The organism is Methylophilus sp. DMC16 (assembly GCF_056314045.1).
The window spans coordinates 338,210-364,454 of the sequence record NZ_JBQUZC010000003.1 but is presented as its reverse complement, the minus strand read 5'-3'; the positions used below and the strand labels follow the sequence as shown (position 1 = coordinate 364,454).

General features: G+C 53.8%; 23 protein-coding genes. 12 read left to right on the top strand and 11 right to left on the bottom strand.

What is annotated here, in order from left to right; translation table 11 throughout:
* Window positions 1-3 precede the first annotated feature (3 nt).
* Window positions 4-921 (bottom strand): branched-chain amino acid transaminase, encoded by a 918-nt coding sequence (locus ACT53D_RS13210; RefSeq protein ID WP_379073770.1) that lies wholly within the window; start codon window positions 919-921, stop codon window positions 4-6.
* A 130-nt stretch (window positions 922-1,051) separates the two neighbouring features.
* Here ACT53D_RS13210 and ACT53D_RS13205 point away from each other — a divergent pair, with 130 nt between their 5' ends.
* The 4 genes from ACT53D_RS13205 (at window position 1,052) to ACT53D_RS13190 (ending at window position 3,147) form a co-directional block, all read left to right on the top strand.
* Window positions 1,052-1,642: an SCO family protein gene (locus tag ACT53D_RS13205; protein ID WP_275356656.1), complete on the top strand. Its 591-nt coding sequence runs from the start codon at window positions 1,052-1,054 to the stop codon at window positions 1,640-1,642.
* 164 nt (window positions 1,643-1,806) lie between these two features.
* The gene (gene bfr, locus ACT53D_RS13200; protein ID WP_194749316.1) at window positions 1,807-2,295 is read left to right on the top strand and encodes a bacterioferritin; all 489 of its coding nucleotides are present in this window, start codon (window positions 1,807-1,809) and stop codon (window positions 2,293-2,295) included.
* A gap of 12 nt (window positions 2,296-2,307) precedes the next feature.
* Complete coding sequence (gene bfr / locus ACT53D_RS13195; protein ID WP_194749315.1) at window positions 2,308-2,784, top strand: bacterioferritin; 477 nt, start codon at window positions 2,308-2,310, stop codon at window positions 2,782-2,784.
* Window positions 2,785-2,919: 135 nt separating this feature from the next.
* The gene (locus ACT53D_RS13190; protein ID WP_194749314.1) at window positions 2,920-3,147 is read left to right on the top strand and encodes a (2Fe-2S)-binding protein; all 228 of its coding nucleotides are present in this window, start codon (window positions 2,920-2,922) and stop codon (window positions 3,145-3,147) included.
* Window positions 3,148-3,316: 169 nt separating this feature from the next.
* On the opposite strand, the gene ACT53D_RS13185 is transcribed toward ACT53D_RS13190, so the two are convergent.
* Window positions 3,317-3,943, bottom strand: coding sequence for a TetR/AcrR family transcriptional regulator (locus ACT53D_RS13185; RefSeq protein ID WP_194749313.1), 627 nt, complete (start codon window positions 3,941-3,943; stop codon window positions 3,317-3,319).
* Between the two features lie 147 nt (window positions 3,944-4,090).
* Here ACT53D_RS13185 and ACT53D_RS13180 point away from each other — a divergent pair, with 147 nt between their 5' ends.
* The 4 genes from ACT53D_RS13180 (at window position 4,091) to ACT53D_RS13165 (ending at window position 10,894) form a co-directional block, all read left to right on the top strand.
* Window positions 4,091-5,266 (top strand): efflux RND transporter periplasmic adaptor subunit, encoded by a 1,176-nt coding sequence (locus ACT53D_RS13180; protein WP_228518909.1) that lies wholly within the window; start codon window positions 4,091-4,093, stop codon window positions 5,264-5,266.
* A 9-nt stretch (window positions 5,267-5,275) separates the two neighbouring features.
* Window positions 5,276-8,371 (top strand): efflux RND transporter permease subunit, encoded by a 3,096-nt coding sequence (locus ACT53D_RS13175; protein ID WP_476156610.1) that lies wholly within the window; start codon window positions 5,276-5,278, stop codon window positions 8,369-8,371.
* Window positions 8,372-8,398: 27 nt separating this feature from the next.
* Window positions 8,399-9,805, top strand: a complete 1,407-nt coding sequence (locus tag ACT53D_RS13170) for an efflux transporter outer membrane subunit (RefSeq protein ID WP_476156608.1) — start codon at window positions 8,399-8,401, stop codon at window positions 9,803-9,805.
* 180 nt (window positions 9,806-9,985) lie between these two features.
* Window positions 9,986-10,894, top strand: a complete 909-nt coding sequence (locus ACT53D_RS13165; RefSeq protein ID WP_476156606.1) for a DMT family transporter — start codon at window positions 9,986-9,988, stop codon at window positions 10,892-10,894.
* A 3-nt stretch (window positions 10,895-10,897) separates the two neighbouring features.
* On the opposite strand, the gene ACT53D_RS13160 is transcribed toward ACT53D_RS13165, so the two are convergent.
* The 5 genes from ACT53D_RS13160 to glyQ are packed head-to-tail and all read right to left on the bottom strand — an operon-like array spanning window position 10,898 to window position 15,925.
* Window positions 10,898-11,611 carry a M48 family metallopeptidase gene (locus ACT53D_RS13160; protein ID WP_476156604.1) on the bottom strand — a complete coding sequence of 238 codons (714 nt, stop codon included), beginning with the start codon at window positions 11,609-11,611 and terminating at the stop codon, window positions 10,898-10,900.
* Window positions 11,608-12,321: a lysophospholipid acyltransferase family protein gene (locus ACT53D_RS13155; protein ID WP_476156602.1), complete on the bottom strand. Its 714-nt coding sequence runs from the start codon at window positions 12,319-12,321 to the stop codon at window positions 11,608-11,610. Before ACT53D_RS13155 ends, ACT53D_RS13160 begins: the two co-directional genes overlap by 4 nt.
* Window positions 12,321-12,863, bottom strand: coding sequence for a D-glycero-beta-D-manno-heptose 1,7-bisphosphate 7-phosphatase (gene gmhB, locus ACT53D_RS13150; protein WP_194749307.1), 543 nt, complete (start codon window positions 12,861-12,863; stop codon window positions 12,321-12,323). Before gmhB ends, ACT53D_RS13155 begins: the two co-directional genes overlap by 1 nt.
* Window positions 12,864-12,884: 21 nt before the next feature.
* Entirely contained in the window at window positions 12,885-14,984 is a 2,100-nt protein-coding gene (gene glyS, locus ACT53D_RS13145; RefSeq protein WP_476156600.1) for a glycine--tRNA ligase subunit beta, read from the bottom strand.
* The gene (glyQ, locus tag ACT53D_RS13140; RefSeq protein ID WP_275356646.1) at window positions 14,981-15,925 is read right to left on the bottom strand and encodes a glycine--tRNA ligase subunit alpha; all 945 of its coding nucleotides are present in this window, start codon (window positions 15,923-15,925) and stop codon (window positions 14,981-14,983) included. The genes glyS and glyQ overlap by 4 nt, the downstream gene beginning before the upstream one ends.
* A gap of 171 nt (window positions 15,926-16,096) precedes the next feature.
* Here glyQ and ACT53D_RS13135 point away from each other — a divergent pair, with 171 nt between their 5' ends.
* The 4 genes from ACT53D_RS13135 to ACT53D_RS13120 all read left to right on the top strand — a co-directional run bounded on the left by ACT53D_RS13135 (window position 16,097) and on the right by ACT53D_RS13120 (window position 22,052).
* A complete protein-coding gene (locus ACT53D_RS13135; RefSeq protein ID WP_379073507.1) occupies window positions 16,097-16,534 on the top strand; it encodes a hypothetical protein in 438 nt (145 codons plus the stop codon).
* 63 nt (window positions 16,535-16,597) lie between these two features.
* Complete coding sequence (locus ACT53D_RS13130; RefSeq protein ID WP_476156597.1) at window positions 16,598-17,890, top strand: TolC family protein; 1,293 nt, start codon at window positions 16,598-16,600, stop codon at window positions 17,888-17,890.
* Window positions 17,887-18,975 (top strand): efflux RND transporter periplasmic adaptor subunit, encoded by a 1,089-nt coding sequence (locus ACT53D_RS13125; protein WP_476156595.1) that lies wholly within the window; start codon window positions 17,887-17,889, stop codon window positions 18,973-18,975. The genes ACT53D_RS13130 and ACT53D_RS13125 overlap by 4 nt, the downstream gene beginning before the upstream one ends.
* Before the next feature lie 2 nt (window positions 18,976-18,977).
* Entirely contained in the window at window positions 18,978-22,052 is a 3,075-nt protein-coding gene (locus ACT53D_RS13120) for an efflux RND transporter permease subunit (protein WP_476156593.1), read from the top strand.
* A gap of 497 nt (window positions 22,053-22,549) precedes the next feature.
* On the opposite strand, the gene lnt is transcribed toward ACT53D_RS13120, so the two are convergent.
* The 4 genes from lnt to ACT53D_RS13100 are packed head-to-tail and all read right to left on the bottom strand — an operon-like array spanning window position 22,550 to window position 26,238.
* Window positions 22,550-24,028 (bottom strand): apolipoprotein N-acyltransferase, encoded by a 1,479-nt coding sequence (lnt, locus tag ACT53D_RS13115; RefSeq protein ID WP_476156591.1) that lies wholly within the window; start codon window positions 24,026-24,028, stop codon window positions 22,550-22,552.
* Window positions 24,019-24,870, bottom strand: coding sequence for a ChbG/HpnK family deacetylase (locus tag ACT53D_RS13110; RefSeq protein ID WP_476156589.1), 852 nt, complete (start codon window positions 24,868-24,870; stop codon window positions 24,019-24,021). Before ACT53D_RS13110 ends, lnt begins: the two co-directional genes overlap by 10 nt.
* A complete protein-coding gene (locus tag ACT53D_RS13105; RefSeq protein ID WP_275356639.1) occupies window positions 24,867-25,253 on the bottom strand; it encodes a GtrA family protein in 387 nt (128 codons plus the stop codon). Before ACT53D_RS13105 ends, ACT53D_RS13110 begins: the two co-directional genes overlap by 4 nt.
* Window positions 25,254-25,260: 7 nt before the next feature.
* Window positions 25,261-26,238, bottom strand: coding sequence for a glycosyltransferase family 2 protein (locus ACT53D_RS13100; protein WP_275356638.1), 978 nt, complete (start codon window positions 26,236-26,238; stop codon window positions 25,261-25,263).
* Window positions 26,239-26,245: the final 7 nt, after the last annotated feature.

The following is a 26,245-nucleotide window of genomic DNA, read 5'->3' as shown; positions in this document are numbered from 1 at the left end:
TCATTAAACCAGGGTCAGCCAGTGAGCGTACTTGGCGTTTTTCCCTTTAACCACATCGAAATACATACTTTGCAGTTTCTCGGTGATCGGACCACGGGTGCCTTCGCCAATGGCGCGGTTATCCAGTTCACGAATAGGCGTCACTTCAGCAGCAGTCCCGGTGAAGAAGGCTTCGTCAGCGCTGTAGACTTCGTCACGCGTAATGCGTTTTTCAATCACTTCAAGGCCCAGCTCTTCTTTGGCCAGGTGAATGATGGTGTCACGGGTAATGCCTTCCAGCGCAGAGGTCAGGTCTGGCGTGTACAGCTTGCCGTTACGGATGATGAAAATGTTTTCACCGGAACCTTCAGCCACGAAACCGTCCACATCCAGCAACAGCGCTTCCTGGTAACCGTCCTGCGCCGCTTCCTGATGTGCGAGGATGCTGTTCATATAGTTGCCATTGGCTTTGGCTTTACACATGGTGATGTTGACGTGGTGACGCGCAAAAGAAGACGTTTTTACGCGAATGCCTTTGGTAATCGCCTCTTCGCCCATGTAAGCACCCCAGCTCCAGGCGGCAACAATGACGTGAGTAGATAAGGTTTTGGCAGAAATGCCCATGGCCTCTGCACCATAAAACGCCATCGGGCGCAGATAGCCAGAGTCGAGATTATTCTCACGCACAGCAGCTCTTTGGGCTTCGGAGATGGTCGCTTTATCAAACGGCATTTTCATGCCGAGGATATGCGCACTGCGGAACAAGCGGTCTGTGTGCTCTTTGAGGCGGAAAATCGCTGTCCCCTTGTCAGTTTTGTAGGCACGCACCCCTTCAAACACGCCCATGCCATAGTGCAGGGTGTGGGTTAATACATGGGTGGTGGCGTCACGCCAGTTGACCATTTTGCCGTCGTACCAGATAACGCCGTCACGGTCTGCCATCGAACTCGGTATTGCCATTTAAACTCGCCTTTAATCCGTCAGTCATCAAAAACCAGTATTGTAAACTAATCTGCGCGCTTTTCGCCTATGCTAGAATCCATTTCAATGATGATTTACAAGGATTTTTTGCATGCCTGTGCGATTTAAGTGGCTTTATCTGGTGTTCTCGCTATTGAGCATGCTGCTGGTGGCTTGCCAGCAAGGGCCCTCTGCCCGCTTTATTGGCACCGACCTGACTGGTACCCAGTTTGGGCAGCCGCTGTCTCTCACCGATCACACGGGCAAATTGCGCCATATGAGCGACTTTAAAGGCAAGGTCGTGGTGATGTTTTTTGGTTACACGCATTGCCCGGATGTTTGCCCCACTACCATGACCGACCTGAAAAAGACGATGCAATTACTCGGTGAAAAATCCAACGATGTACAGGTGCTGTTTGTGACGGTGGATCCAGAGCGCGACACGCAAGCGGTGTTGGCGCAGTTCGTCCCCGGCTTTGATGCGCGTTTTATTGGCTTGCGCGGCACCCCGGCTGAAGTGGCGGCCAATTTGAGCGAATATAAGGTGTATGCTGCCAAAGTCAGTGAGCCGGGAAAATCAGGATACACCATGGACCACAGTGCAGGCTTGTATGTGTTTGATAAGACTGGCGCACCGCGTGTTTACGAGGGCTATGGCGAGAAGCCAGAGAATATTGCGCATGACCTCTCGTTGCTGTTATAGCCTCGCTGACTGGAATGATTCACCCCAAGCGCATCAAGAACGATTGTCATTTATGTTTCTATTTAAAATATCATTTAAAATCAAATAGTTACATAAAAATTTCAATTGCATCAATTTATTTTTGCTGTATGATGGCTAGCATCTGAAACGTGCAAGGAGCCGTCATGAAGGGCGACAAAAAAATTATAGAGATACTGAACGACTTGCTGGCAGGCGAGTTGTCCGCCACCGATCAATACCTGATTCACGGTGAAATGTATGCCGATATGGGCCTGGGCAGCCTGGCAGAGCATAGCCTGCATGAATCGCTGCACGAACGCGAACATGCACGTGCCTTGATACAGCGCATTCTGTTCCTCGAAGGCAAACCCAATCTGGCCAAGCGTGAATCACTCAATATTGGCAAGGATGTAAAATCCATGCTGGAGTCTGACCTGGCGTTGGAATACACCGTGGTCAAACACCTGAAAAAGGCTATGGAAGCCTGTGAACAAGCGCAAGATTACGTCACCCGCGAAATGTTGCTGGTGCAACTCGAAGATACCGAAATGGACCACGCCTACTGGCTGGAAAAACAGCTCAATCTGATCAAACTGGTGGGTATCGAAAACTACTGCCAGAGCCAAATGGGCAGCAGCCCTTCTGCTGCATAAGGAGTATCACGCATGCAAGGCGATAAACAAATCATTACCACCTTGAACAAGGTGCTTAAAAACCAACTGACGTCGATCAACCAATATTTTTTGCATGCGCGCATGTTCAAAAAATGGGGGCTCGAGCGACTGAATGACTACCAGTACAAACAATCCATCCGCGTCATGAAAGAAGCGGACGAGGTGATTGAACGCATTCTTTTTCTGGATGGCCTGCCTAACCTGCAAAACCTGGGCAAGTTACTCATAGGCGAAGAGGTGGTGGAATGTCTGCAGGGCGACCTGAGCTTTGAAAAAGAAGTACAGCGCCCGCAACTGGTAGAGGCGATTGCAGAAGCCGAGAAACTGCAAGATTACGTCACACGCGACTTGTTGACCGAGTTGCTTGAAGCGTGTGAAGAAGCCATCGACTGGCTGGAAACCCAGCAAAGCCTGATCGAAGACGTGACCCTACCTAATTACCTGCAATCACAGATTGAGTCTGATTAGCTGATACACGCTAGTGAATCATTGAATTAAGCCGCGAAAGCGGCTTTTTTTTATGGCTGCAAGGAACCATATGCCGCTTGACAAAGTCACATTAAATGATAATAATTATCATTAGTGAACTTAATTAGAGGCAATATGTACGTTTGCGTGTGTAATGCAGTGACAGAGCGACAGATTCATCAAGCAGTGAAGAATGGCGCAAAAACCGTCAAGCATTTGAAAGATCAACTGGGCGTAGGGGCAGAATGCGGCAAATGTGCCAGCTGTGCCAAAGCCTGCCTGAAAGAGGCACATGCAGAACAACATCCGGGCCTGGTTAAAAAACTGATCCAGTTAACACCTGTACAATTAGGCGCCGCCTGATTACATACAGTTTCAAAAAAAGGGGCTATCAGCCCTTTTTTATTGCCCGCTTTTGGCAAACATCACTCTTGCCAATCACGATCTTCTCCGCGTGCACAAGTGAGCCAAAAGCAACTCTCAGCGCTTGTCTAATCTCTCAAAACACAGTTACTTTTAACCATCCTACTTGTTAGCTGGCATTTAACTCGTGCTCCAGAACATACCGAATCGTCCTGCCTAACATCGGGATAGTACGTTTCAGTGAAAGGTCAGGATTCCTGATCAACCGGATAGTAAAGCCTTCAAACAAAGAAGCTATCAAATTACAAGCGGTATCTAGCGCCTCTTCTGAGATGTTCATTTGCCGTTGCATCATTCCTTTACGAAAATAACTTTTGATACTTTCCATGGCCGTGGCTTCTGCGCGGCGGATGATATTGGCAATTTTTGGATTGCGTGCGGCCTCGGCAATCACCTCCAGCAATAAGGGCGCATCTGGATCATAGAAAGTATCCATCGCAGTCGTTTCAACGTCAGCAATCAGGGCATCAAAGATATCACCGTCGCCCCGGTTTTGCTCAACGCGGTTAGCAACATTGAGTATTTTGAGCAAATCTTTTTCCACGATCGCCTCAATAATGGCCTCTTTATTCTCAAAGTAATGATAGATGTGCCCAACACTCATGCCCGAAGCTTTGGATATCTGGGACATGCTGGTGCCATGAAAGCCCTGGTTTCTAAAGCACTCAGTCGCGGCCGTCAGCACCTGGTTGCGCCGTAGGTCCGCACGGCTATTCTGTATGTTCGAGAGGGACATGACTTCTCCTGTCATCATTAAAAATAAAAGTTGCTTTTTTAGTATTCTATATTAGAATGATCATTCAATCTAGAATGAATACTCAATCTAATTTAAGGCAACCTGAAAAAAACCAATTTTCATGGCGGCACTTAAAAGGAGAATCCTATGAAACCAACATTACAGACCATGCGTTTGGCGACGGCATTTCCGGTATTGCTCGCTTTATGTGAATTACTTACCAGTTGTCATCAGGGCGCAGCCCCTGCACCGGCAGCCCCTCCGCCAGCAGAAGTGGAAGTCATTAACCTCCAGCCACAATCGGTTAACCTGAAAACCGAGTTACCTGGACGCACTTCCCCCTTTCTGGTTTCCGAGATCCGGCCGCAGGTCAGTGGTATTTTGCAAAAACGCCTGTTCACCGAAGGGACAGATGTCAAGGCGGGCCAACAGCTGTACCAAATTGACCCTTCCACATACAAGGCTTCATTAGACAGTGCGCAGGCAAGCCTGAATAAAGCCCAGGCGAATCTTGTGGCTGCAAAAAGCAAGGCTGAGCGTTATCACGAGCTGGCGAGCATACAAGCCGTGAGCAAGCAGGATCTGGAAGATGCGCAATCAGCGCTGGATCAGGCACAGGCAGAGGTAGATTTGGCGAAGGCCGCATTGCAAATAGCAAAAATCAACCTGGCATACACCAGCGTCCTGGCGCCGATTTCTGGACGGGTGGCGAAATCGAACATTACACCGGGCGCCCTGGTGATTGCGAATCAGGAAACCATGCTGACCAATATCCAGCAGCTTGATCCCATTTATGTCGATGTGACCCAGTCTAGCGCTGATCTGTTGCGGCTGCGCCATGACTGGGAGAGTGGCCGCCTCAAGAAGGCAGGAGAAAATCAGGCCGAAGTGAAACTCGTCCTTGAGGATGGCAGTACCTATGCACTGACTGGCAAGCTGGCATTTGCAGACATTACCGTAAGCCAGTCGACAGGCACCGTGTCGCTGCGGGCCATATTCCCCAACCCCAAAGGCGTACTGTTACCGGGCATGTATGTGCGCGCAGTCCTGGAACAAGGCGTTGCAGAAACCGCCATCCTGGTGCCACAACGAAGCGTGAGTCGCGACGCCAAAGGGGACCCTGTCGTGTATGTGCTGGACAAGGATAGCAAGGTGCAACTCAGGAATATTCAGGCGGACAAGACGCTGGATGGCCAGTGGGTGGTACGCCAGGGCCTGAATGCAGGCGACAGACTGGTAGTGAATGGGCTGCAAAAAATACGGCCTGGAATGCCAGTAAAAATTGTGTCGACCGACAAAAGCCGCACAACCAAGCCAATATAGGGAGTCATCATGTCTAAATTTTTTATTGACCGCCCTATTTTTGCCTGGGTGATTGCGATCGTGATCATGCTGGCAGGCATACTCGCGATCCGGTCATTACCGATTGCGCAATACCCGATGATTGCACCGCCTGCGATCTCCATCACGACCACTTACCCGGGCGCCTCGGCCAAAGCGGTGGAAGACAGCGTCACGCAGGTGATCGAGCAAAAAATGAAAGGGATCGACCACCTGACCTATATGTCCTCGACCAGCGACGCTTCAGGCAGCGTCACCATTACACTGACCTTTGACGCGGGAACCGACCCGGATATTGCACAGGTACAGGTCCAGAACAAGCTCGCGCTGGCTACCCCGCTTCTGCCGCAGGATGTGCAAAAACAAGGCGTGCAGGTCGCCAAAGCTTCCAATAACTTCTTGATGGTGGCTGCGTTTATCTCAGAAGACAACAGCATGTCGAGCATCGATCTGGGGGACTATGTCGGGTCGAATGTCCAGGACATTATTAGCCGGGTGAATGGCGTAGGCGATACGCAGGTTTTTGGGACCAAATATGCCATGCGCATATGGCTGGACCCAGCCAAGCTGCACAATTTTGGGCTGACGCCTGCCGAAATCAGCGCGGCGATCACAGCACAGAACGCCCAGGTGTCAGCAGGCCAAATCGGTGGCATGCCTGCCAAAAAAGGGCAAGAATTAAATGCCACGGTGACGGCGCAAAGTCGTTTGCAAACACCCGAGCAGTTTGGGCAGATTTTATTAAAAAGCACTGCCAATGGGGCTGCGGTCAGATTGCAGGATGTCGCCCAAATTGAACTCGGTGGCGAAAGCTATGAGGTTGTCGCTCAATATAACGGCAAACCGGCAACAGGCCTGGCAATCAAATTGGCAACCGGCGCCAATGCGCTGGAAACGGCTCAAGCCGTCAAGGCTAAACTGCTTGAGCTGGAGCAGTTTTTCCCGGCGGGCATGAAGGCGGTGATGCCATATGACACGACCCCCTTTGTCAAAGTCTCCATCGAGGAAGTCATCAAAACGCTGGTAGAAGCCATCATCCTGGTATTCCTGGTGATGTATCTTTTCCTGCAAAATATCCGTGCCACACTCATCCCGACCATTGCCGTGCCTGTGGTCCTGCTGGGGACATTTGCCGTGTTGTCCGCCACCGGATACTCGATCAATACGCTGACCATGTTTGCCATGGTACTGGCGATTGGCCTGCTGGTAGACGATGCCATTGTGGTGGTAGAGAACGTTGAACGCGTGATGCACGAAGAGGGACTGTCTGCCAAGGAAGCCACCAGTCGTTCCATGACGCAAATTAGTGGGGCCTTGATCGGCATCGCCCTTGTGCTCTCGGCGGTATTCGTCCCCATGGCATTTTTCGGCGGCTCTACCGGCGTCATTTACCGGCAATTCTCCATCACAATCGTATCGGCCATGGTGCTTTCAGTGCTGGTAGCCCTGATTCTGACGCCTGCCCTATGCGCCACCTTACTGAAACCACACAGCAAGACACACAACCCGTTGACGGGTGCTTTTAAGGTATTTAATCGAGGAGTGGAACGTACCACCCAGGGCAGTCAATCCGTGGTTGCCCGTATGCTGCATCGTCTTGGCCGCTACGGACTGATATATGCACTGATTGTTGTCGTGATGGCCCTATTATTTGTCCGTTTGCCACAGGCTTTCTTGCCTGATGAAGACCAGGGCATCCTGTTTACGCAAGTGATCTTGCCTGCCGGTGCAACAACAGAGCGCACCCGGGCAGTCCTAAACAAGGTAGAGCATCATTTCCTGGGCGAACAAAAAGAGGCCGTTGCATCCGTGTTCACGGTGTCTGGCTTCAGCTTTGCGGGGAGTGGCCAGAACAATGGGCTCGCCTTTGTCAGCTTGAAAGACTGGTCAGAACGTAAACGACCTGACCTGAAAATATCAGCGGTGATCGGAAAAGCCATGGGCAAATTCTCAACCATTAACGAGGCCATGGTCTTTGCATTCGGCCCGCCAGCCGTGGTCGAGTTAGGGAATGCCTCGGGCTTTGACCTACAGTTGCAAGACCGGGCAGGCCTTGGGCATGAAGCCCTCATGCAGGCACGCAACCAACTGCTGGGGATGGCCTCGGCGAATCGCTCATTGGTCGGGGTGCGGCCAAACGGGCAAGAAGACTCACCAGAATACAAGCTGGATATTGATCAAGCCAAAGCCAGTGCCCTGGGCATTTCCCTCGCGGATATCAATTCAGTACTTTCCACCGCCTGGGGGAGCACTTACGTCAATGACTTTATGGACCGCGGCCGGGTCAAGCGTGTGTACCTGCAAGGGGCCACTTCAGCACGGATGGAACCCAAGGATTTTGATCAGTGGTATGTGAAAAATGCCAGCGGTGAAATGGTGCCATTTTCTTCATTCGCCAGCGCACACTGGGCTTATGGGTCACCCAAGCTGGAACGCTATAACGGTCAATCCTCGGTAGAAATCCTGGGCGCCCCGGCACCGGGACATAGTACCGGCGAGGCGATGGCCATCATGGAATCATTGGCGGCAACCCTGCCTCCCGGCATCAGCTACGAGTGGACAGGATTGTCATACCAGGAGCGCATGACCGGTTCACAAGCCCCCGCGCTGTATGCTTTATCCCTGCTCATTGTGTTTTTATGCCTCGCCGCATTGTATGAGAGTTGGTCCATTCCATTTGCAGTCATGCTGGTGGTGCCCCTGGGGATCGTCGGCGCCTTGATTGCAGCGTCCATGCGGGGACTCTCCAACGATGTGTATTTCCAGGTTGGCTTGCTGCTGACGATAGGCCTGTCTGCCAAAAATGCCATCCTGATTGTGGAGTTTGCGAAGGAAAAAATGGAGCAAGGCAAAGAGATGACAGAGGCCACATTAGAGGCGTTAAGGCTGCGCTTCCGGCCAATTATCATGACATCGCTTGCCTTCATCCTTGGCGTGCTGCCGCTTGCCATTTCGACTGGCGCAGGCTCTGGTGCCCAAAATGCGTTGGGCACAGGTGTGATTGGCGGCATGCTCACAGCCACCGTACTGGCCATCCTGTTTGTCCCGCTGTTTTTCGTGGCGGTACGCAGGGTATTCAAAGGCTAAGGTCGCTCATTAAAAGGAATAACGAACATGAATAAATCACGCTATCCCATTGTGATTGCCAGCCTGCTGCTGGCAGGCTGCATCAACATGCAACCAAACTATGAAAGACCTGCCGCACCGATTCCTGCACAATGGCAGCCATCTGCCGGCCAGGCAAAACTGGCGGGAGACACACTCTCGGCTGAATTGGGCTGGGAGCAGTTTTTTACCGACAACGAATTGAAAAAGTTGATCCGGCAGGCGCTGGAAAACAACCGTGACTTAAGGGTCGCCTCGCTCAATATCGAAAAGGCGCGTGCCCAATATCAGATCCAGCGGGCGGCCCTGTTTCCCAAGGTGAATGGCACGGTCAGCGGGACAAATCAACGAATGATGCTGAACTTGCCGACCGGACCCATGACATTTAACAGCCACCAGTACTCGGCAAACCTGGGATTTTCTTCCTATGAGATGGACTTTTTCGGGCGCATCAGCAGCCTGCGCGATCAGGCCGTGTATCAATACCTATCAACAGAAGAGGCCAAGAGAAGCGCCCAGATCAGCCTGGTGTCTGAGGTGGCGAACGCCTACCTGACATTGGCCGCAGATAGTGAAAACCTGGCGCTGGCACGGGAAACCTTGCGCACCCAACAGGCGACTTTCGACTTGAGTAAACGGCAACTGGCTTTGGGCAGTATCAATGAGCTGACGCTGCGGCAAGTGGAAACCAGCGTGGAGTCTGCCCGAGTCAATGTCGCCAAATATATGACCCAGGTAGACCAGGATAGAAACGCGCTGGCCCTACTGGTGGGTGAGTCTCCGAATATCAATCTTGAACAGGTGAACAACTTACAGGCCGTCTCCCAAACCGCCAGCCTGCCGGATGGCCTTCCCTCTACGGTCTTGCAGAACAGGCCGGACGTACTGGAAGCAGAGCGCACGCTGCAGGCCAATAACGCCAATATTGGTGCGGCCAGAGCAGCCTTCTTTCCGACCATTTCATTGACGGCATCCGCCGGTTTGGCTAGCCCGGAGTTGGGCAGCCTGTTTAGCGGCAACAACCATGTCTGGAGTTTTGCACCGCAAATCGTGCTGCCCATCTTCAATGGGGGGTTGAACAAGGCCAACCTGAAAGTTGCCGAAGTCAGCCGGGAGATTAGCGTGGCGCAATATGAAAAAGCGATTCAAACCGCGTTCAAAGAGGTCTCTGACGCGCTGGCATTACGTGCCACGCTGGAAGAACAATTGTCGGCACAAACGGCGCAGGTGAATGCCACGCAAAGAAGCTTTGTACTATCACGCGCAAGATTCGAGAAAGGCCTGGATAGTTACCTGACGGTACTGGATGCGCAACGTAGCTACTACGCTGCGCAACAGACGCTTATCAGCGTCAGGCTGTCGGAAGTCTCCAATCAGGTGACCTTATATAAAGTCCTGGGGGGCGGCGCATTCTGACATCAGGAGCACAAAGGAAACGCTGGCGATTACCCCCTGACCCGCCAGCGGCCTGATCACTCGCCTCAAGGACCCTTTCAGTCACTCAGGCACACAATCATCCAACATTGCCCCTAGCCATAGAGGCTAGGCCAGCATACCATGTCAGCAAACATGGTAATCATCGTATGCAATCCCCAGATGAAAGATACATCGCACGCCACTCTTACCCCATATACACTGGGGCTGTTACTTCTCCCGCCCCTGCTTTGGGCAGGTAACTTTATCGCAGGCCGCGCCGTCAGCCATGAGGTGCCGCCCGTTGCTTTATCCCTGATCCGCTGGGGCCTGGCGTTTTTATGCTTGCTCCCTTTTGCGATCAAACCGTTTTTTCGTGACCGCGCCCACTACCTAAATTACCGCTGGCATGTGCTAGGGACCGCAATGACGGGCGTACTTGCATTTAATCTGCTGGTGTACTGGGGGTTGCATAGCACCAGCGCAACCAACGGGATTATCCTGAATTCGTTTATTCCCTTTCTAGTCGCAATCTTTGGCGGGTTGTTTTATCAGCAACGCTTATCGACCCGTCAATTGCTCGGGCTACTGATTTCATTGATCGGCGTCCTGACGGTCGTCTCGCATGGCGATATACAAGTGCTGCGATCGCTGGCATTTGCTCCTGGCGATATGATTATTTTTGTCGCCATGATCTGCTGGGCGTTGTTTACCTTGTGGCTAAAACAGATTCCAGCGTTGATTGACCGCACCGGGCTCATGCTATGCCAGGTCCTGATTGCGCTGATTTTATTGTTACCGCTCTATATTTGGGAGAAGCAGACCGCTGTGACAACGGTAGATCATATACAAACGGTCTGGTCACTGCTTTATATTGGGATTTTTCCTTCGGTGATTGCTTTCCTGGCTTATGCCAAGGCTGTCACATTGGTCGGCTCGGTGCGCGCCAGTGTGTTTATTCACGCCATGCCGATTTTTGGTTCCTTACTCTCCAGCGTGTTATTGAGCGAACCCTTTCATGGCTACCAACTGGCAGGCATGCTGACAATTTTTTGTGGTATTGGGCTGGCGAACACCGGTAAGGTGCATTAAAAATCAAGCCATACGATGCAAGATGGGTGACAGGGCCTTTAACGCCTTCTCGGCATGTTCGTATTGCGGAAACAAACTGGCCTGCACCGCATAAAACCTGACTGAATGATTCATTTCTTTCAGATGCGCCATTTCATGACACACCACATATTGAATCACATGCGGCGGCGCCTGGATCAAGCGCCAGTTCAGGCGAATCTGCTTGCGACTATTGCAACTGCCCCAGCGGGACTTGGCATTGGATAGTCCGACACCGCTCACCTGCTCGCCCATCTGGGCGGCAATTAAGGCCACGCGGCGTTTAAAATCAGGCAAAGCCTGCTGCGCATACCATTGCAGCACTTTGCGCGCGACCCAGTCGGGATTGTTGATAAAAGGTGAACGGACCAGCAACTTGTCACCTTCGAGCGTGACTGCCTTACTGGTGGGATGCGCAATCAGGGTCAGCACAATATCCTGGCCCATAAACAACAGCGGCTCACCATCCAGCCATTGCATGGGGGCCACTTGGTTGGCCTCACGCAGGGCCAGCTTTTGCTGTATCCAGCTGGACTTTTCCTGCAAAACTTGCTGCAATTGCGAGGTAGAAATGCGCTTGGGCGCATGGACCACCAAGCCCTCGGCCGTGATTTTAAGGCCTATGGTTCTACGTGCCCGCAGATCCAGCTGGTAAGCAATCGTTTGCCCATTTGGCAGTTGCAACTGCTGCGTGATCACAACTGCTGCATCTCCGTTTCAATCCATGTTTCGACTTGCAGATTCAGTGCATCCGGCTTGAGGCCGTTGGTGGCGATGGCTGGACCGATCACCACCTGAATCACGCCTGGATATTTAAGGATGGAGTTTTTACGCCAGTAGCGGCCTGCATTGTGCGCCACCGGCAACACCGCGGTTTGGGTATGGCTCGCCAACCAGGCGCCACCAATATGATACTTGGCGCGGGCACCGGGGGCGGTACGTGTGCCTTCCGGAAAAATCACCACCCACAAGCCACGCTTGAGCCGGTCTTTGCCGTGATTCACTAATTTCTTCAGCGCTTCGCGGCCACTGCTGCGGTCAATCGGAATCGAGCCCACCGCCCACAAACCCCAGCCAAAAAACGGGATCATCAGCAACTCTCTTTTGAGCACCCACACTTGCGGCGGCAAAATGGTTTGCAGGGCAATGGTCTCCCAGGCAGATTGATGTTTTGCCAGAATAATACTGGGCGTGGCCGGGATATGCTCGCGGCCACTGACTTCATAACGCAGATTGCATGTGACCTTCAGCCACCACATCACCGCATGCGCCCAACCACTGACCCAGCGTGAACGCGTCACCGCAGGCAGCGGAATCAGCAAGATTGCCAACAATGAAAATGGAATCGTCAGCACGAACAGGCCAAGATAAAACAGCCAGGCTCGCAGATACAGCAGCACGGTTTGCATTACTTATCCCCGGCGATGATGTGCTGTACCGCAGCGGCCAAATCAGCCACCACAATCGTGTTCGCAGGCACCTCGGACAAGTTATAGGTTTCTTCGCCCTTGCCGGTGCGCACCAGGTAAGGCTGGCAACCGGCTTTGGCGAAGGCCTGCAAGTCTCGCAAGGCATCGCCCACGCCTGGCACTTTGGTCAGCTCAACATTAAAACGGCGGCTGATTTCTTCCAGCATGCCGGTCTTGGGCTTGCGGCAGTCACAATGTGCATCGGCCGCATGTGGGCAATAAAAGACGGCGTCAATACGGCCACCAACTTGCGCCAAGGCTTTGTGCATTTTGTCGTGAATGGCATTGAGCGTGGCCATATCAAAATAGCCGCGCGCGATGCCCGACTGATTCGTCGCCACCGCCACCCGGTAGCCATGCTGGTTGAGCAGCGCAATTGCCTCCAGGCTCCCCGGAATCGGAATCCATTCGTTAGGATTTTTGATAAAGGTCGCGCTGTCGCGGTTAATCACGCCGTCACGATCAAGAATGACGAGTTTCATGGCTACACTCCTGACGGCTGTTTAGCTGGCCAACTTGGACAAATCAGCCACACGGTTCATGGCCTGATGCAAGGTCGCCAGCAGTCCCAGACGATTGGCTTTCAAAGCAGGGTCCTCGGCATTCACCATGACCTCATCAAAGAAGGTATCCACCGGAGCCTTAAGCACGGCCAGTGCCTGTAAAGAAGCGGTGTAATCGCCTGCTTCAAACAGCTGATCCGCTTTAGGCTTGGTGTCAGCCAGGGCCTGATACAAGGCTTTTTCAGCCGCCTCTTGCAACAAACTGTCGTTCACTTCGGCCTTAACATCCTCGTCCGCTTTTTTCAGGATATTGGCAATGCGCTTATTGGCAGCAGCCAACGCTGGTGCTTCTGCCAGGGAGGCAAAATATCTTACAGCATTTAGGCGGCGTGGCACTTCAGCCAACTGGCTGGGAGACAATGACAATACTGCATCGACCTCTTGTGCGCTGTGGCCACCGTCACGCAGATTGACAGCCAAACGATCAAAACAGAAGGCCTGGATAGCTTCTGCCACTTCGGCATCCCCATGAAAGACGCTCAGCGTTTGTGCGATTAACTGGTCAAAGGCCAACGGCAAATCGGTTTCCATCAGCATACGCAAAATGCCCAGGGCCTGACGGCGCAAGGCAAACGGGTCTTTATCGCCAGTCGGCTTCTCGCCGATGCTGAACAAGCCGACCAAGGTTTCCAGCTTATCGGCCAACGCCACCACCACACCTACCTGGCTGCGTGGTAACTCATCACCGGCAAAGCGTGGGCGGTAGTGGTCTTCTATCGCATATGCCACGTCATCGGCCAAGCCTTCATGCTGGGCGTAGTAGCGGCCCATAATGCCTTGCAATTCAGGGAACTCGCCGACCATATCGGTCAGCAGGTCAGCCTTGGACAAGCGCGCGGCTTGTGCCACTTTGGCGACAAAGCCGTCACCGCCGATGTGTTGCGCAATCGCGGTGGCAATCGCCACCACGCGCTCATTGCGCTCGCCTTGCGAGCCAAGCTTGTTGTGGTAAACCACTCTCGCCAAGCCAGCCAGACGGCTTTCCAGCGTCTTTTTGCGATCCTGGTCAAAGAAGAACTTGGCATCGGCCAGACGCGGACGCACCACGCGCTCGTTACCGCCAATCACCTTGCTAGGATCGGCCGGATTAATATTGGACACAATTAAAAATTTATTTGTCAGCTTGCCGTTGGCATCCAGTAGCGGGAAGTATTTCTGGTTGGCCTTCATGGTCAAGATCAGGCACTCTTGCGGCACCGCCAAAAACGCTTCTTCAAACTGGCCCAGCAATACATTCGGGCGCTCCACCAGCGCCGTGACCTCATCAAGTAATGCGTCGTCTTCAATCGGCTTTAGGCCTTGTTTGTCAGCCGCAGCTTGCAATTGCTGCGTAATCTCGGCACGACGGGCATCAAAACTCGCAATCACCGCCCCTTCATCCGCCAGTTGTTGCGCATAGGTGTCGGCAGACGTGAGCGTCACCACCGGATTTTTCGCTTCAAAACGATGCCCTTGCGTGGTGTTGCCTGCCGTCAACCCCAGGGTTGAAATCGGCACGACGGTATCGCCATGCAAGGCGACCAAGCCATGCGCCGGCCGCACAAAATTAACACTTTCCCAGCCATCATTGATCTGGTAAGTCATCACTTTGGGAATAGGCAATTTGGCTAGCGTTTCATCCAGCGCTTTTTGCAAGCCTTCTTGCAAGGTCGCCCCCGCTTGAGTGGCATCCAGAAACAGAATATCGGCCTTGCCATCGTGCTCCTTGCGCAATTTGGCAACCGCGCTTTCATTCTCGCCCAAGGCCTGCAACTTCTTCACTAATGCCGGCGTTGCATGCCCGTTGGCATCCAGACCAACGGTTGCTGGCATCAGTTTCTGCGCGACTTGCTTGTCCGCCGCTTTTTCGGATACCTGTGTGATGTGTGCGGCTAAACGACGGGGTGACGCAAAGGAGGTGACTACACTGCCTTCTGCCACCAGGCCAGAAGCTTTCAAGCTCTCGGCCAGCACACTACTAAACGACTCGCCCAGTTTTTTCAGTGCTTTGGGCGGCAGCTCTTCTACAAATAATTCAACTAACAGATTGCGGGTACTCATGCGGCGGCTTTCTTGTTTTGTTCGGCTTGTTCGCTTTCCAGTTTGGCGATGACTTCATCCGCCCAGGCTTTAGGCGCCATCGGGAAGCCCAGTCGGGCGCGACTATCGAGATAGCTGGCGGCCACGGCGCGCGCCAGGTTGCGGATACGGCCAATATAAGCGGCACGCTCGGTGACGGAAATCGCCCCCCGCGCATCCAGCAGGTTAAACGTATGCGCGGCTTTGAGCACTTGCTCGTACGCTGGCAGCGCGAGCTTCACCTCCATCAAATGCTTGGCCTGTTTCTCATGCGCATTAAAGGCCGTGAACAGGAAATCCGCATCAGAATGCTCAAAGTTATAAGTCGATTGTTCCACTTCATTCTGGTGGAACACATCACCGTATTTCACGCCGGGCGAGTATTCGAGGTCATAGACGTTTTCCACGCCTTGCAGGTACATGGCCAACCGCTCCAGACCGTAGGTAATCTCACCGGTGATGGGTTTGCAGTTAATACCGCCTACTTGCTGAAAATAGGTGAATTGCGTCACTTCCATGCCGTTGAGCCAGACTTCCCAGCCCAGCCCCCAAGCGCCCAGCGTCGGGTTTTCCCAATCATCTTCGACAAAACGGATATCGTTTTCTTTCAGATTAAACCCCAGTGCCTCAAGTGAGCCGAGGTAGAGCTCCAGGATATTGGCCGGGGCGGGCTTCAGTACCACCTGAAATTGGTAGTAATGCTGCAAACGGTTTGGGTTTTCGCCATAGCGACCATCTTTGGGGCGGCGGCTAGGCTGCACATAGGCGGCTTTCCAGGGCTCAGGGCCCAAGGCGCGCAAAAAGGTTGCGGTGTGGCTGGTACCAGCGCCCACTTCCATATCGTAAGGTTGCAACAAAGTGCAGCCTTGTTTGTCCCAGTATTCCTGAAGCTTTAAAATAATTTGCTGAAAGGTCAGTACCATGACGCCTGATCCAGATAAATGTAAAACCAATATTTTACCTGATTCAGCCCGGGTAAAGAAATTGCATTCAGGCCTTGTCCAGCTACCTGGCAGCCCCATTTGAAGAGTTGAATGCTTTTTTTACGGCTTTTTGCGATTGTGGCATTCACTGAATTTTGTTAGATTGAGAAGATGAGCACTTATCGCACATGGGTATTGTTGTTGACGCTATGGTTTGCCTTGCTGCAAACCGTCGCGCCGCTCATGCACGCCCATGCTGCTGGCGATACCGCGGCGGATGACGGTCCGCACATGCACATGGTTGATATCCCCGCCCTGCATACTCAGGCCGAAGCTTCCAAGCACCCTTTTCACTGGCATGTACACTCCAACAAATCGCACGGTCAAATCATCGGCTTAGGCCAAGCCATCAGCGAAAGCAATCCGCTGTCATCACTGATAGATGCCTATGCCAGCTTTTGGCTGCCCGCCGCCATTTTGCCCGCACTACTGTTGCTGGCAATCGCGCTGCAACGATCTGAAAAACCTTTTGAGCGACACCGTCAGGAACGCGCTCCGTCCAGTCTCACTCTCGCCTGCCACGCCCCACGCGCACCGCCTTACGCCTGAATAAATACGCGTAGCACCGGTTGGCATTAGCCATCCGTTTGCCTGTTTTATTCAGGAGTCTCTATGTTTCATTTAGTTAGGGGAGTCAACCGCTCCCTGCTGATCGCCTGGCTTGCCGCCTGCGGCGTCTGGCTTGCGCAACCAGCGCTGGCCGAGAAATTGCCCGCCAGTGTCGCCCAGCATCCTACCGAGCACGAAGATACCGTGGCGCTCAATGCACGCCTGTCACTGCACGAGGTTTTGCAGCAGGTGGTGGCCATTCACCCGCAACAAGCCTTGCTGGCCGCGCATCAGCAAATGGTCAACGCACGCAAAATCATGGCAAAAAGCTGGTTGCCCCTGGCACCTAGCGTCGGTTTCTCTCATCAAAACGATGCCTGGCTGAGTGATCGCGATGAGCGCGAATGGCAAGCACAAATGCAAATCCCGATCTGGCTACCGGGGCAACGCGAAGCGCGTAGCCAGGTGGCCAGTTTGGCTGATAACAGCCTGTCACAGGACCAGGCCAGCCTGCAACAACTGGCGGCAGACTTGTTGCGCAATGCGGTTTGGGAGATTGCCATGCGCCGTAATGAGTTGCGTCTGGCAGAAAGCAGACGCGACACCTTGCGCAGCATTGCCGAGGATGTGCAAAAACGCTTTCGGGCGGGAGAGGTGGCCAGACTCGAGGTGATGCAAACCAGCCAGGAAACCTTGCAGGCTGAGCGCTTGTGGATCACGGCACAGGCAGAACTCATGCATGCGCAATTCCGCTACCAGCAGTTGACCGGTCTGAATGAAATGCCAGCCCGCCTCGAAGAATCCCTCTCCAGCCGTGAAGGCTATACAGAATCCCCGTTTTGGCTGGCAGCCCAAGCAAAAGTCAAGCTGGCAGAAGGGCAGCGTGACCTGACCATGATAGAGCAGCGGCAAAACCCGACGCTCACGGTTAACACGCGCACTATGCAAGGAGGGTTTGATAGCAAGTTCAATGGCAGCATGGGGCTTTATGTCAACATCCCGCTGCAAAGCGAAGTGCAGCGTGCGCCCCTGATTGCCAATGCAGAACAAAATATAGGCGATGCCCGCATGCAACTGGAAACCCTGCGCCGCCAGCTCGAAAACAGCCTGCACGAGGCTGAGCACAACCTGCATGTCAGCCGCCAGGAGCTCGCCGTCATCGAGCAACAACAAGCCATCGCCAGTGAAAATTTTGCGCTGGCACGCAAAGCTTATCGGCTGGGCGAGCTTGACCTCAACCAATTATTACGCCTGCAACTGCTGGCTTTTGAAGCTGAACGCAGTTTGAGCAGCCAGCAACTTCAAGTGCAATGGAATATCGCCAAATACAATCAGGCCGTAGGAGTCCTCCCATGAAAAAAATACTGTTATTCACGCTCGCGGCTTGCCTGTCCTTGAACACCCTGGCGGCCACACGCTTGCCACTGACCGCGTCACAACTGCAGCAAATGCAGGTGCAATGGGGGCCGTTGAAAGCCCAGCAAACCGGTCTTTCTGCCAGCTATCCCGCAGAAGTCGTCTTGCCGCCCACGCAAACACGCGTGGTCACCGCGCCACAAGCCGGCCTGATTACTAAACTGAATGTCAGTGTCGGCGATAGTGTGAAACAAGGCCAGGTCATCGGCCAGCTCAGCAGCCCGGACCTGATCGCCTTGCAAAGTAATTATCTGCAAGCAGAAACCCAGGCCAGACTGCATGAGCAAGCCCTCAAACGTGACCAGGAATTGTTCAAGGACGGCATCATTGCCCAGCGCCGGATGCAGGAAACCCAAAGCGCCTATGAAACCAGCCAGGCGCTCATGCATGAGCGGCAACAAACCCTCAAGCTGTCTGGCCTGAGCGAAACGCAAATCCATCAGCTGGCGCAAAAACGCAGCATGCAAAACGGCATGGTCATTATTGCGCCTATCAGCGGCCAAATCATGGATCAGCAGCAATCCGTAGGCGCACGCGTGGACATGGCCATGCCGATTTTCACGATCATGAATCCCAAGCCGTTATGGCTGATGATGCAGCTGCCGATTGCTCAGGCCAGCACACTGACGCCTGGCACAGCCGTCAAATTGCCCAAGTTGGGGCTGAGCGCCAAAGTTGAAACCGTGTTGCGCAAGCTCAACAAAAACAACCAAACCACGCAAGTCCGTGCCGTGATTAGCGAAGGCGCCGAGCAACTTTCTATCGGGCAAATCGTAGATGTGGCGCTGGTTGAGCATACGACACAACACAGTTTTGCCGTCCCGAGAACGGCGGTGGCCCGCCAAGGCGAACAGGCCCTGATTTTTGTGCAACAAGCCAACGGCGTGACCGTCATGCCCGTCAACATTCTGCTGGAAGAAGACCAACAGCTCATTATCAAAGCCGATTTAACCGGCAATGAGCGTATCGCCACGCATGGCGTAGCCGCCTTAAAAGGCTATTGGCTGGGCATGGGGGGAGAATAAGCATGTTGAACTGGCTCATTGAAACCTCGCTCAAGCAGCGGCTACTGGTGTGCGTGTTTGCGATCGGCCTGCTGTTCGCAGGCTGGACCGCTTATCAGACCATTGCCATTGACGCCTTCCCGGACGTCTCTTCGACGCAAGTCAAAATTATCATCAAATCACCGGGCATGACGCCTGAAGAAGTTGAGACGCGAATTACCGCACCGATTGAAGTCGAGATGCTGGGCATCCCCAAACAAACCAGTTTACGCGCGGTGGCGAAATATGCCCTGACCGACATCACCATCGACTTTGAAGACGGCACCGATATCTACTGGGCGCGACAGCAAGTCACCGAGCGGCTCAACAATGCCTGGCCCAACTTGCCCGCCGAGATTTCTGGCGGCATCGCCCCCATGACCACCCCGCTTGGTGAGATGTTCATGTTCACCATAGAGTCGGACACGCTCAGCCTGCAGGAAAAGCGCTCGCTCCTGGACTGGGTGATTCGTCCACGTTTGCGCACCGTGCCTGGCGTGGCCGATGTCAATGCCCTGGGCGGACTGGTGCGCAGCTTTGAAATCGTGCCGGATAACACCAAGCTGCAGGCACGTGGCGTCGCCTTGAGCGAACTGCAACAAGCCATCAGCGAAAACAACCGCAACGATGGAGCAGGCCGCCTCAAGGATGGCGAAGAGTCTTTACTGGTACGTGCTGAAGGCGCCTTCAAGACGCTGGATGATGTGCGCCATACCGTGCTCAAAGGTCACCAGGGCAGCCCCATACGCATCGCGGATGTTGCCGAAGTCCGCATCGGGGAATTGACCCGTTACGGTGCCGTCAGCCGTAACGGTAAAGGTGAAGCGGTGGAAGGCCTGGTGTTGGGCTTGAGGGGCGCGAACGCCAGACAAGTGGTGGAAGGCGTACGTGCCAAACTGGATGAAATCGCCCCCACCCTCCCCAAGGGCGTCAATATTCATGTGTTTTATGACCGTGGTAATCTGGTCGAACACGCGGTACACACGGTGAACAAGGCGCTGATGGAAGCGGTAGTGCTGGTGCTGATTTTACTGGTACTGTTTTTAGGAAACCTGCGTGCAGCGCTCACCGTTGCCTGCGCCTTGCCCCTGGCCATGCTCGCCACCTTTTGGCTCATGCAGCAATATGGCATGTCAGCCAATCTCATGTCATTGGGGGGCCTTGCCATCGCCATTGGCATGTTGGTCGACTCTGCCGTGGTGGTGGTCGAAAACATCGTCGAACATCTGGCGCACAAGCAAGCCTCACCCACCACAGATAAACTCGGCATCATTCTCGCGGCCATGCGCGAGGTCAGTGTGCCTGTCAGTGCCGGTATGATCATCATCATGACCGTATTTCTCCCCTTACTCAGTCTGCAAGGGTTGGAAGGCAAGCTGTTTGCGCCGGTGGCGCTGAGCATTATTTTCGCTCTAGGTTCATCGTTGTTGCTATCGCTCACCATTATTCCGGTACTGGCCTCGTTCCTCATCCGCGACCAGGCCAACGAAGAGCCATGGTTGATCCGGCACCTCAATCACTGGTATGCCAGCGCACTGAACACGGCCATGCAACATAAGCGCCCTGTGCTTTTAGCCGCGGTTATCCTGCTGGTGCTCACCGGCGCCGTCTATCCGCTGATCGGCAAAACCTTTATGCCCACCATGGATGAAGGCGACATCATCATCGGCACCGAAAAACTGCCCTCTATCTCGCTGCAACAAAGCATCGCAACAGATAACCATCTGCAACAAACCCTGCTACAACAAGTGCCAGAACTCGAAGGCGTTTACTCCAGGGCGGGCGCTGATGAACTGGGCCTGGACCCGATGGGCGTGAATCAGACCGATAATTTTCTGGTGCTCAAACCGCGTGACCAATGGCAAGTGCCAGACAAAGCCACGCTGATCGAAAAGCTACGCCAGGTCATGCACAGCATTCCAGGCCTGGATTACAACTTCACGCAACCGATCGAAATGCGCGTAAACGAAATGATCCTCGGTGTGCGTGGTGATTTGGCGCTCAAAATCTTTGGGACAGACCTCAACGTACTTGACCAGAAAGCGCAGCAAATCATCAAAGTGCTTGAATCCATCCCGGGCAATCAGGATGTCTATACCCCGCAAAACAGTGGCGTGCAATATTTGCAAATCAAGATAGACCGCGTCGCCGCCGGCCGACTCGGCCTTAGCGTGGCGGACATCAACACCCTGCTGCAAAGCCAGCTCGAAGGCAAATTGCTGGGTATCGTGCTGGAAGGCAACCGCCGCACCCCGATCTTGCTGCGCGGCAGCCAGATCGTGCGCGAATCCGCCGCCGACTTCAGCCAGCTCATGCTGGCGCTGCCACAAGGCGATACCGTCCCCCTTTCCAGCGTCGCCCACGTCGTGCGCGAAGAAGGCCCGGTCAAGATAGACCGCGAACGCGGCAACCGCATGGTCGTCGTCACCGCCAATGTCAAAGGGCGCGATCTGGTCAGCTTTGTAGAAGAAGCCAAGCAAAAAGTGGCACAGCAAGTAACGCTACCCGAAGGCTACTGGCTGAAATGGGGCGGCCAGTTTGAAAACCAGCAACGTGCCGCCGCACGGCTTAGCATCGTCATCCCGATTGCGGTCACACTGATTGCCCTGCTGCTGTTCATGACCTTCGGCTCCCTGCCCAAAGCCCTGCTCATACTCGCCAACATCCCATTTGCCATGATCGGTGGCGTATTCGCACTGTGGCTGTCAGGTGAATACCTGTCTGTCCCAGCCTCGGTCGGCTTTATCGCGCTGCTAGGGATCGCCGTACTAAATGGCGTCGTGATGGTCAGTCACTTCCAACACCTGGCTGAACAAGGGATGGCCGCCAGCCTCATCGCCTACGAAGGCGCCAAACGCCGCCTACGGCCAGTACTCATGACCGCCAGCATCACCGCCTTTGGCTTGATTCCCTTATTGTTTGCCACTGGACCAGGCGCTGAGATTCAACGGCCATTAGCCATTGTGGTGATTGGTGGCCTCATCACCGCGACCTTTTTAACATTGTTTGTCTTGCCGATTTTGTATCAGCACTTTTTTGGTAGGAAAAAAAGGGTTTAAATGAGCAAGCAATTCTTCTTCGCCTTGATGTTTGGCTGACTAGTCAGGCAATCTTTTTGCCTTTAGACCAGTGACTTACCTCCAGAAGGTCACCTCGTCCTGCATAGTGTTGCGGCATAGGCTGAGCTTCAGGTGAAGCCGTATTGGCAGTTCTAGCCAAGATGAGTTTCGCGAGCGCTTAGCCTCAGTCCGGCAAAGCAATGGACGAAATCCCTAAGCCGAGCACCGCAGGGAATCAGCAGAAACTCGGGTGCACTTTCTTTTGCTGACTTGCTCTTTGGGCAAGCAAAGAAAAATCACTCGCCGAGTGGCGAAATAGAACATCACAGATTACAAGCAACTATCCGCGTGGGCATCCATGCCCACTCTACTACTCTATCAATCAACCATGATGTGGACACAGAATGCCCTAAGAATCGCCTACCAAATCCACGCAGACCTGGCTGCGCTCACGACAAGACTGGTCTACTTCAATCCGCAAACGCAAGCAGCAAGAATTACCTTCTGACCCTAATCCAGATCAATCCTGCCGCACTCAAGACCAAAAACGCCCAATTCCCCCACCAAACATAAGGCGTCTGTCCTTGGTAGCTCTGCGCTTCACCCGTCAAAATCACCGCCTCATCATGCGGTGCATGCTGCAATACCTGGCCATTTTTATCGATGATGGCGGTGGCGCCCGTATTGGTGCTGCGCAACACCATCCGTCCGGTTTCAATGGCGCGCACCTGGCTGAATTGCATATGCTGGTCGGCCGCAAATGATTGTCCATACCAGGCATCGTTGCTGATATTGACCAAGAGCTCGGCTTGCGGCAGTTGCTGGGCAATTTCTTCGCCAAACACGTCTTCATAGCAAATATTGACGCCGACTTTTTGCCCGGCAATCAGCAATGGCTGTTTCGATGTGCCGCGGGATAAATCGCTGAGCGGCATATGCAGCCAGTCACGGTATATCCAGCCGAACAGGCTTTTAAGCGGAATAAATTCGCCAAAAGGCACCAGGTGGCTTTTGGAGTATGACTGTGTGGGAGAGCTGCCCAGGCTGAGGGCGCTATTAAAGTACTGGTCTTGTTTGGACTCAACAACGCCCACCAAGAGGTCGCCTTTTTGCTGTACTGCGTGCTGTTTGAGAGCATCGAGATAGCTGGGCGCAAGTTGGTCGAGCAGCACCGGCAAGGCGGTTTCGGGCAGCACAATCAATTGGGCCTGGGTTTGCTGCACCATGTCGAAATACTGTCGCAAGGTCTGTTCCGCGTGCTCAGGCGACCATTTGATGGTTTGGCTAATATTGCCTTGCAGCAAGGCGACCGAGACAGGTTTTCCCGTAGGCTGCGTCCACGGCACCAGTGTCAGCAGGCTGCCGCCTAGCCACAATAGCGCGAGCATGATGAAGGCCGGTTTACGCTGCGGCGTGATCAGCAGGCAAGCAAGACTGGCAGCCCCCAGCATGAGCAAGGTCGAGACGCCATAGACGCCAACGACAGGCAGAAAACCGCTGAGCGGGCTATCTGGTGCCTGACTGTACCCCAAGGTCAACCAGGGGAACCCGGTAAAAATCCAGCTACGCACCCAGTCTGACAAGGCCCATAGCAGTGGCGCAGACCATAGCAGATGACCGACTTTCTTTGCCAGGTAACCCGCGATGGCCGGGAACAGCGCCATGAAGGCGCACAGACAAAAGGTACAAAACCCGGCAAACCACCAGGGCATGCCGCCAAAGGTATGCAAGCTGATATAAATCCAGTAGATACCAACACCGTATAAGCCCAAGCCAAATGCCAGGCCCAGCCTGAACACTTGCGCGGGCGTGGCCGCCTGCTGCCAAAGTACTAGCAAGGCTGCCAGCGTCAGCCACGGTAGCCAAAACAGGTTAAACGGCGCAAAGCCAAGCACCGTTAACGCGCCTAACAGACACGAGAGAACGGCTTGTTGCATCAACGAGGCCTGGCTGAGCCAGGCGGTGATTACGCGCATGGCAGGCCTTTCGGGTAGCCTTTGACCGGCTGCAGGTCTGCCATCTTAAGCCAGGCTGAAAAATCAGCGGACTGCATGACTTGCCACTCGATCATGCGCGCAATGGCGATGGGGTCCAAGGGATCCACCGTCTGTGTTGGCCGGGCAGGATGGCACATGAGGACGGGTGGCAATTCGTTTTGCCTGACAGGCGCCAGTTGCTTGAGTTGTCTGGCCCATTCTATCCAGTGCGCCTGATAGGCAGCAGCATCGCCCTGAAAATCATAGACGCCTAATAATACTGGCGAGACCCGGAAACCAGCCGCACTTGCCTGTCGCTGCAAGGCTTGTGCGCCTAGCCAATGAATAATGCGCGCCTTGAGACCGGTTGCTGCTGGCGGGCTGGAAATACGCAGCCAGGGACGTTGATCCACGGGCAGATGGCCATAGCGTTGTTGCATGAGTGTGATCAACGATTCGCGGATCATTGGCAACTGATGCACATGCAAGTGACCATCAATATAATCAGGCGGCGTGTGCAAGGCCGCTTCAAAGGCATCCAGTTGCTGTGTGATATTCGACGTCACATCTGCAGGATTGAGCATGCCGCACAGGCTGCGCATGATCAGGACGGGATGTGCAAAGCGTGAGGTGTGCGCGTACTGCGTGAAATCAAGATGCAAGCCGATGTCTGCCAAATTGCGGATGGCTGGCGTGACATGCCGGGCACTCTCTGACCAACGCGGACTCAAGGTCATGCAAGAGGTGGCGGTCAATACGCCGCGCTCGATCAAGGCCAGGATGGCGTCATCAATCTCGGCGGACTGTGCATAATCATCTGCACAAATAATCAGCTGCGTCATGCTTGGCCCTCATGGTGTTGAAACGCCCAAAAGCGGCTGAGCAGCCAGGTGCTTGCCGCGACCATCACCATCACGCAGCCGAGCACCAGCCAGAAAGGCAGCGGCGTATAGTTCAGCCCCAGCCATAACAGGGCCTGATTGCCAAAGAACCCCAATAAGGCCACCGCAAAAAACTTGCAGAATGCCGCCAGATGATTGGCTTGTGTGCCGCGAAAAGACCATAGCCGATGACCGAGGTAACTGACCGGAAATGCGCATAAAAAGCCGATCCAATTCGCCTGTGCCGGTGACAGGCCCCAGGCATGTGCCAGTAGCGCCATGACATAATGGACGGCGGCCGCGAAGGCACCAACACTGACAAACCCGAGTACCGAGGCACGCATGGGACGCTTAGCGGGAATCCGCTGATGGCGCAGGCGTGACGACTTCTGCCACAATGTAGGGTGGCCGCCCTTTGACCTCATCATAAACACGCGCCAGATATTCGCCAAGCACGCCGATAAACAACAACTGTACGCCGGACAGGAACATCATGCTGGCAACGACGGTGGGCCATCCAGGAACAGACTCATGAAAAAATAGCGCATCAATGACCACCAGCAAACCATAGGCAAACGCCAGAATAGCCAGGGTGGCACCAGTCAGGCTGGCCAGACGTAAAGGCAACACCGAGAAACTGGTAATGCCAGTCCAGGCCAAGGCAATCAGCTTGAGTTTTGAATAAGCACTTTCACCATGCAACCGCGGCAATGGGGTGTACGGAATGCCGATCGACTTGTAGCCAACCCAGGCATAGATACCTTTCATGAAGCGGTTGCGTTCTGGCAGTGCACACAGCGCATCAACCACTTTACGGTCCATCAGGCGGAAATCACCGGCGTCGCGTGGGATTTCCACATGGGTGCTGCTACTCATCATGCGATAAAACAGCCGAGATCCCCAGAGTTTGAAAGGCGATTCCTGCTCGCGGTCCTGACGCACGGCATAGACCATGTCATATCCCTCGCGCCACTTTTCCAGCATGGTGTACATCAGATCTGAAGCGTGCTGACCATCGGCATCCATACAAATGACGATCTCACCCTTGGCATAAGTCAGGCCAGCGCTGATGGCGTTTTCCTTGCCAAAGTTGCGGGAGAACTTGACCAGGGTCACACGACACTCGTCCACCAGCGACTGCACCACGAGTGAGGTCTGATCACGGCTACCGTCATCCACCACGACAATGTCCCAGTTGGGCGACATTTGCTGCAAATCTTGCCGGATATTTTGCAAGGTTTTTGCAATATTTTTTTCTTCGTTGTAAGCAGGCACCATCACCGTCATATGCGGCTGGGCAGATTGGCGATGGCTAACAGCAGTGGTCATGGCGTCA

Coding starts and splice junctions, on each gene's coding strand:
- ACT53D_RS13210 (WP_379073770.1), bottom strand. CDS start 921: ATGGCAGACCGTGACGGCGTTATCTGGTACGACGGCAAAATGGTCAAC.
- ACT53D_RS13205 (WP_275356656.1), top strand. CDS start 1,052: ATGCCTGTGCGATTTAAGTGGCTTTATCTGGTGTTCTCGCTATTGAGC.
- bfr (WP_194749316.1), top strand. CDS start 1,807: ATGAAGGGCGACAAAAAAATTATAGAGATACTGAACGACTTGCTGGCA.
- bfr (WP_194749315.1), top strand. CDS start 2,308: ATGCAAGGCGATAAACAAATCATTACCACCTTGAACAAGGTGCTTAAA.
- ACT53D_RS13190 (WP_194749314.1), top strand. CDS start 2,920: ATGTACGTTTGCGTGTGTAATGCAGTGACAGAGCGACAGATTCATCAA.
- ACT53D_RS13185 (WP_194749313.1), bottom strand. CDS start 3,943: ATGTCCCTCTCGAACATACAGAATAGCCGTGCGGACCTACGGCGCAAC.
- ACT53D_RS13180 (WP_228518909.1), top strand. CDS start 4,091: ATGAAACCAACATTACAGACCATGCGTTTGGCGACGGCATTTCCGGTA.
- ACT53D_RS13175 (WP_476156610.1), top strand. CDS start 5,276: ATGTCTAAATTTTTTATTGACCGCCCTATTTTTGCCTGGGTGATTGCG.
- ACT53D_RS13170 (WP_476156608.1), top strand. CDS start 8,399: ATGAATAAATCACGCTATCCCATTGTGATTGCCAGCCTGCTGCTGGCA.
- ACT53D_RS13165 (WP_476156606.1), top strand. CDS start 9,986: ATGAAAGATACATCGCACGCCACTCTTACCCCATATACACTGGGGCTG.
- ACT53D_RS13155 (WP_476156602.1), bottom strand. CDS start 12,321: ATGCAAACCGTGCTGCTGTATCTGCGAGCCTGGCTGTTTTATCTTGGC.
- gmhB (WP_194749307.1), bottom strand. CDS start 12,863: ATGAAACTCGTCATTCTTGATCGTGACGGCGTGATTAACCGCGACAGC.
- glyS (WP_476156600.1), bottom strand. CDS start 14,984: ATGAGTACCCGCAATCTGTTAGTTGAATTATTTGTAGAAGAGCTGCCG.
- glyQ (WP_275356646.1), bottom strand. CDS start 15,925: ATGGTACTGACCTTTCAGCAAATTATTTTAAAGCTTCAGGAATACTGG.
- ACT53D_RS13135 (WP_379073507.1), top strand. CDS start 16,097: ATGAGCACTTATCGCACATGGGTATTGTTGTTGACGCTATGGTTTGCC.
- ACT53D_RS13130 (WP_476156597.1), top strand. CDS start 16,598: ATGTTTCATTTAGTTAGGGGAGTCAACCGCTCCCTGCTGATCGCCTGG.
- ACT53D_RS13125 (WP_476156595.1), top strand. CDS start 17,887: ATGAAAAAAATACTGTTATTCACGCTCGCGGCTTGCCTGTCCTTGAAC.
- ACT53D_RS13120 (WP_476156593.1), top strand. CDS start 18,978: ATGTTGAACTGGCTCATTGAAACCTCGCTCAAGCAGCGGCTACTGGTG.
- lnt (WP_476156591.1), bottom strand. CDS start 24,028: ATGCGCGTAATCACCGCCTGGCTCAGCCAGGCCTCGTTGATGCAACAA.
- ACT53D_RS13110 (WP_476156589.1), bottom strand. CDS start 24,870: ATGACGCAGCTGATTATTTGTGCAGATGATTATGCACAGTCCGCCGAG.
- ACT53D_RS13105 (WP_275356639.1), bottom strand. CDS start 25,253: ATGCGTGCCTCGGTACTCGGGTTTGTCAGTGTTGGTGCCTTCGCGGCC.
- ACT53D_RS13100 (WP_275356638.1), bottom strand. CDS start 26,238: ATGACCACTGCTGTTAGCCATCGCCAATCTGCCCAGCCGCATATGACG.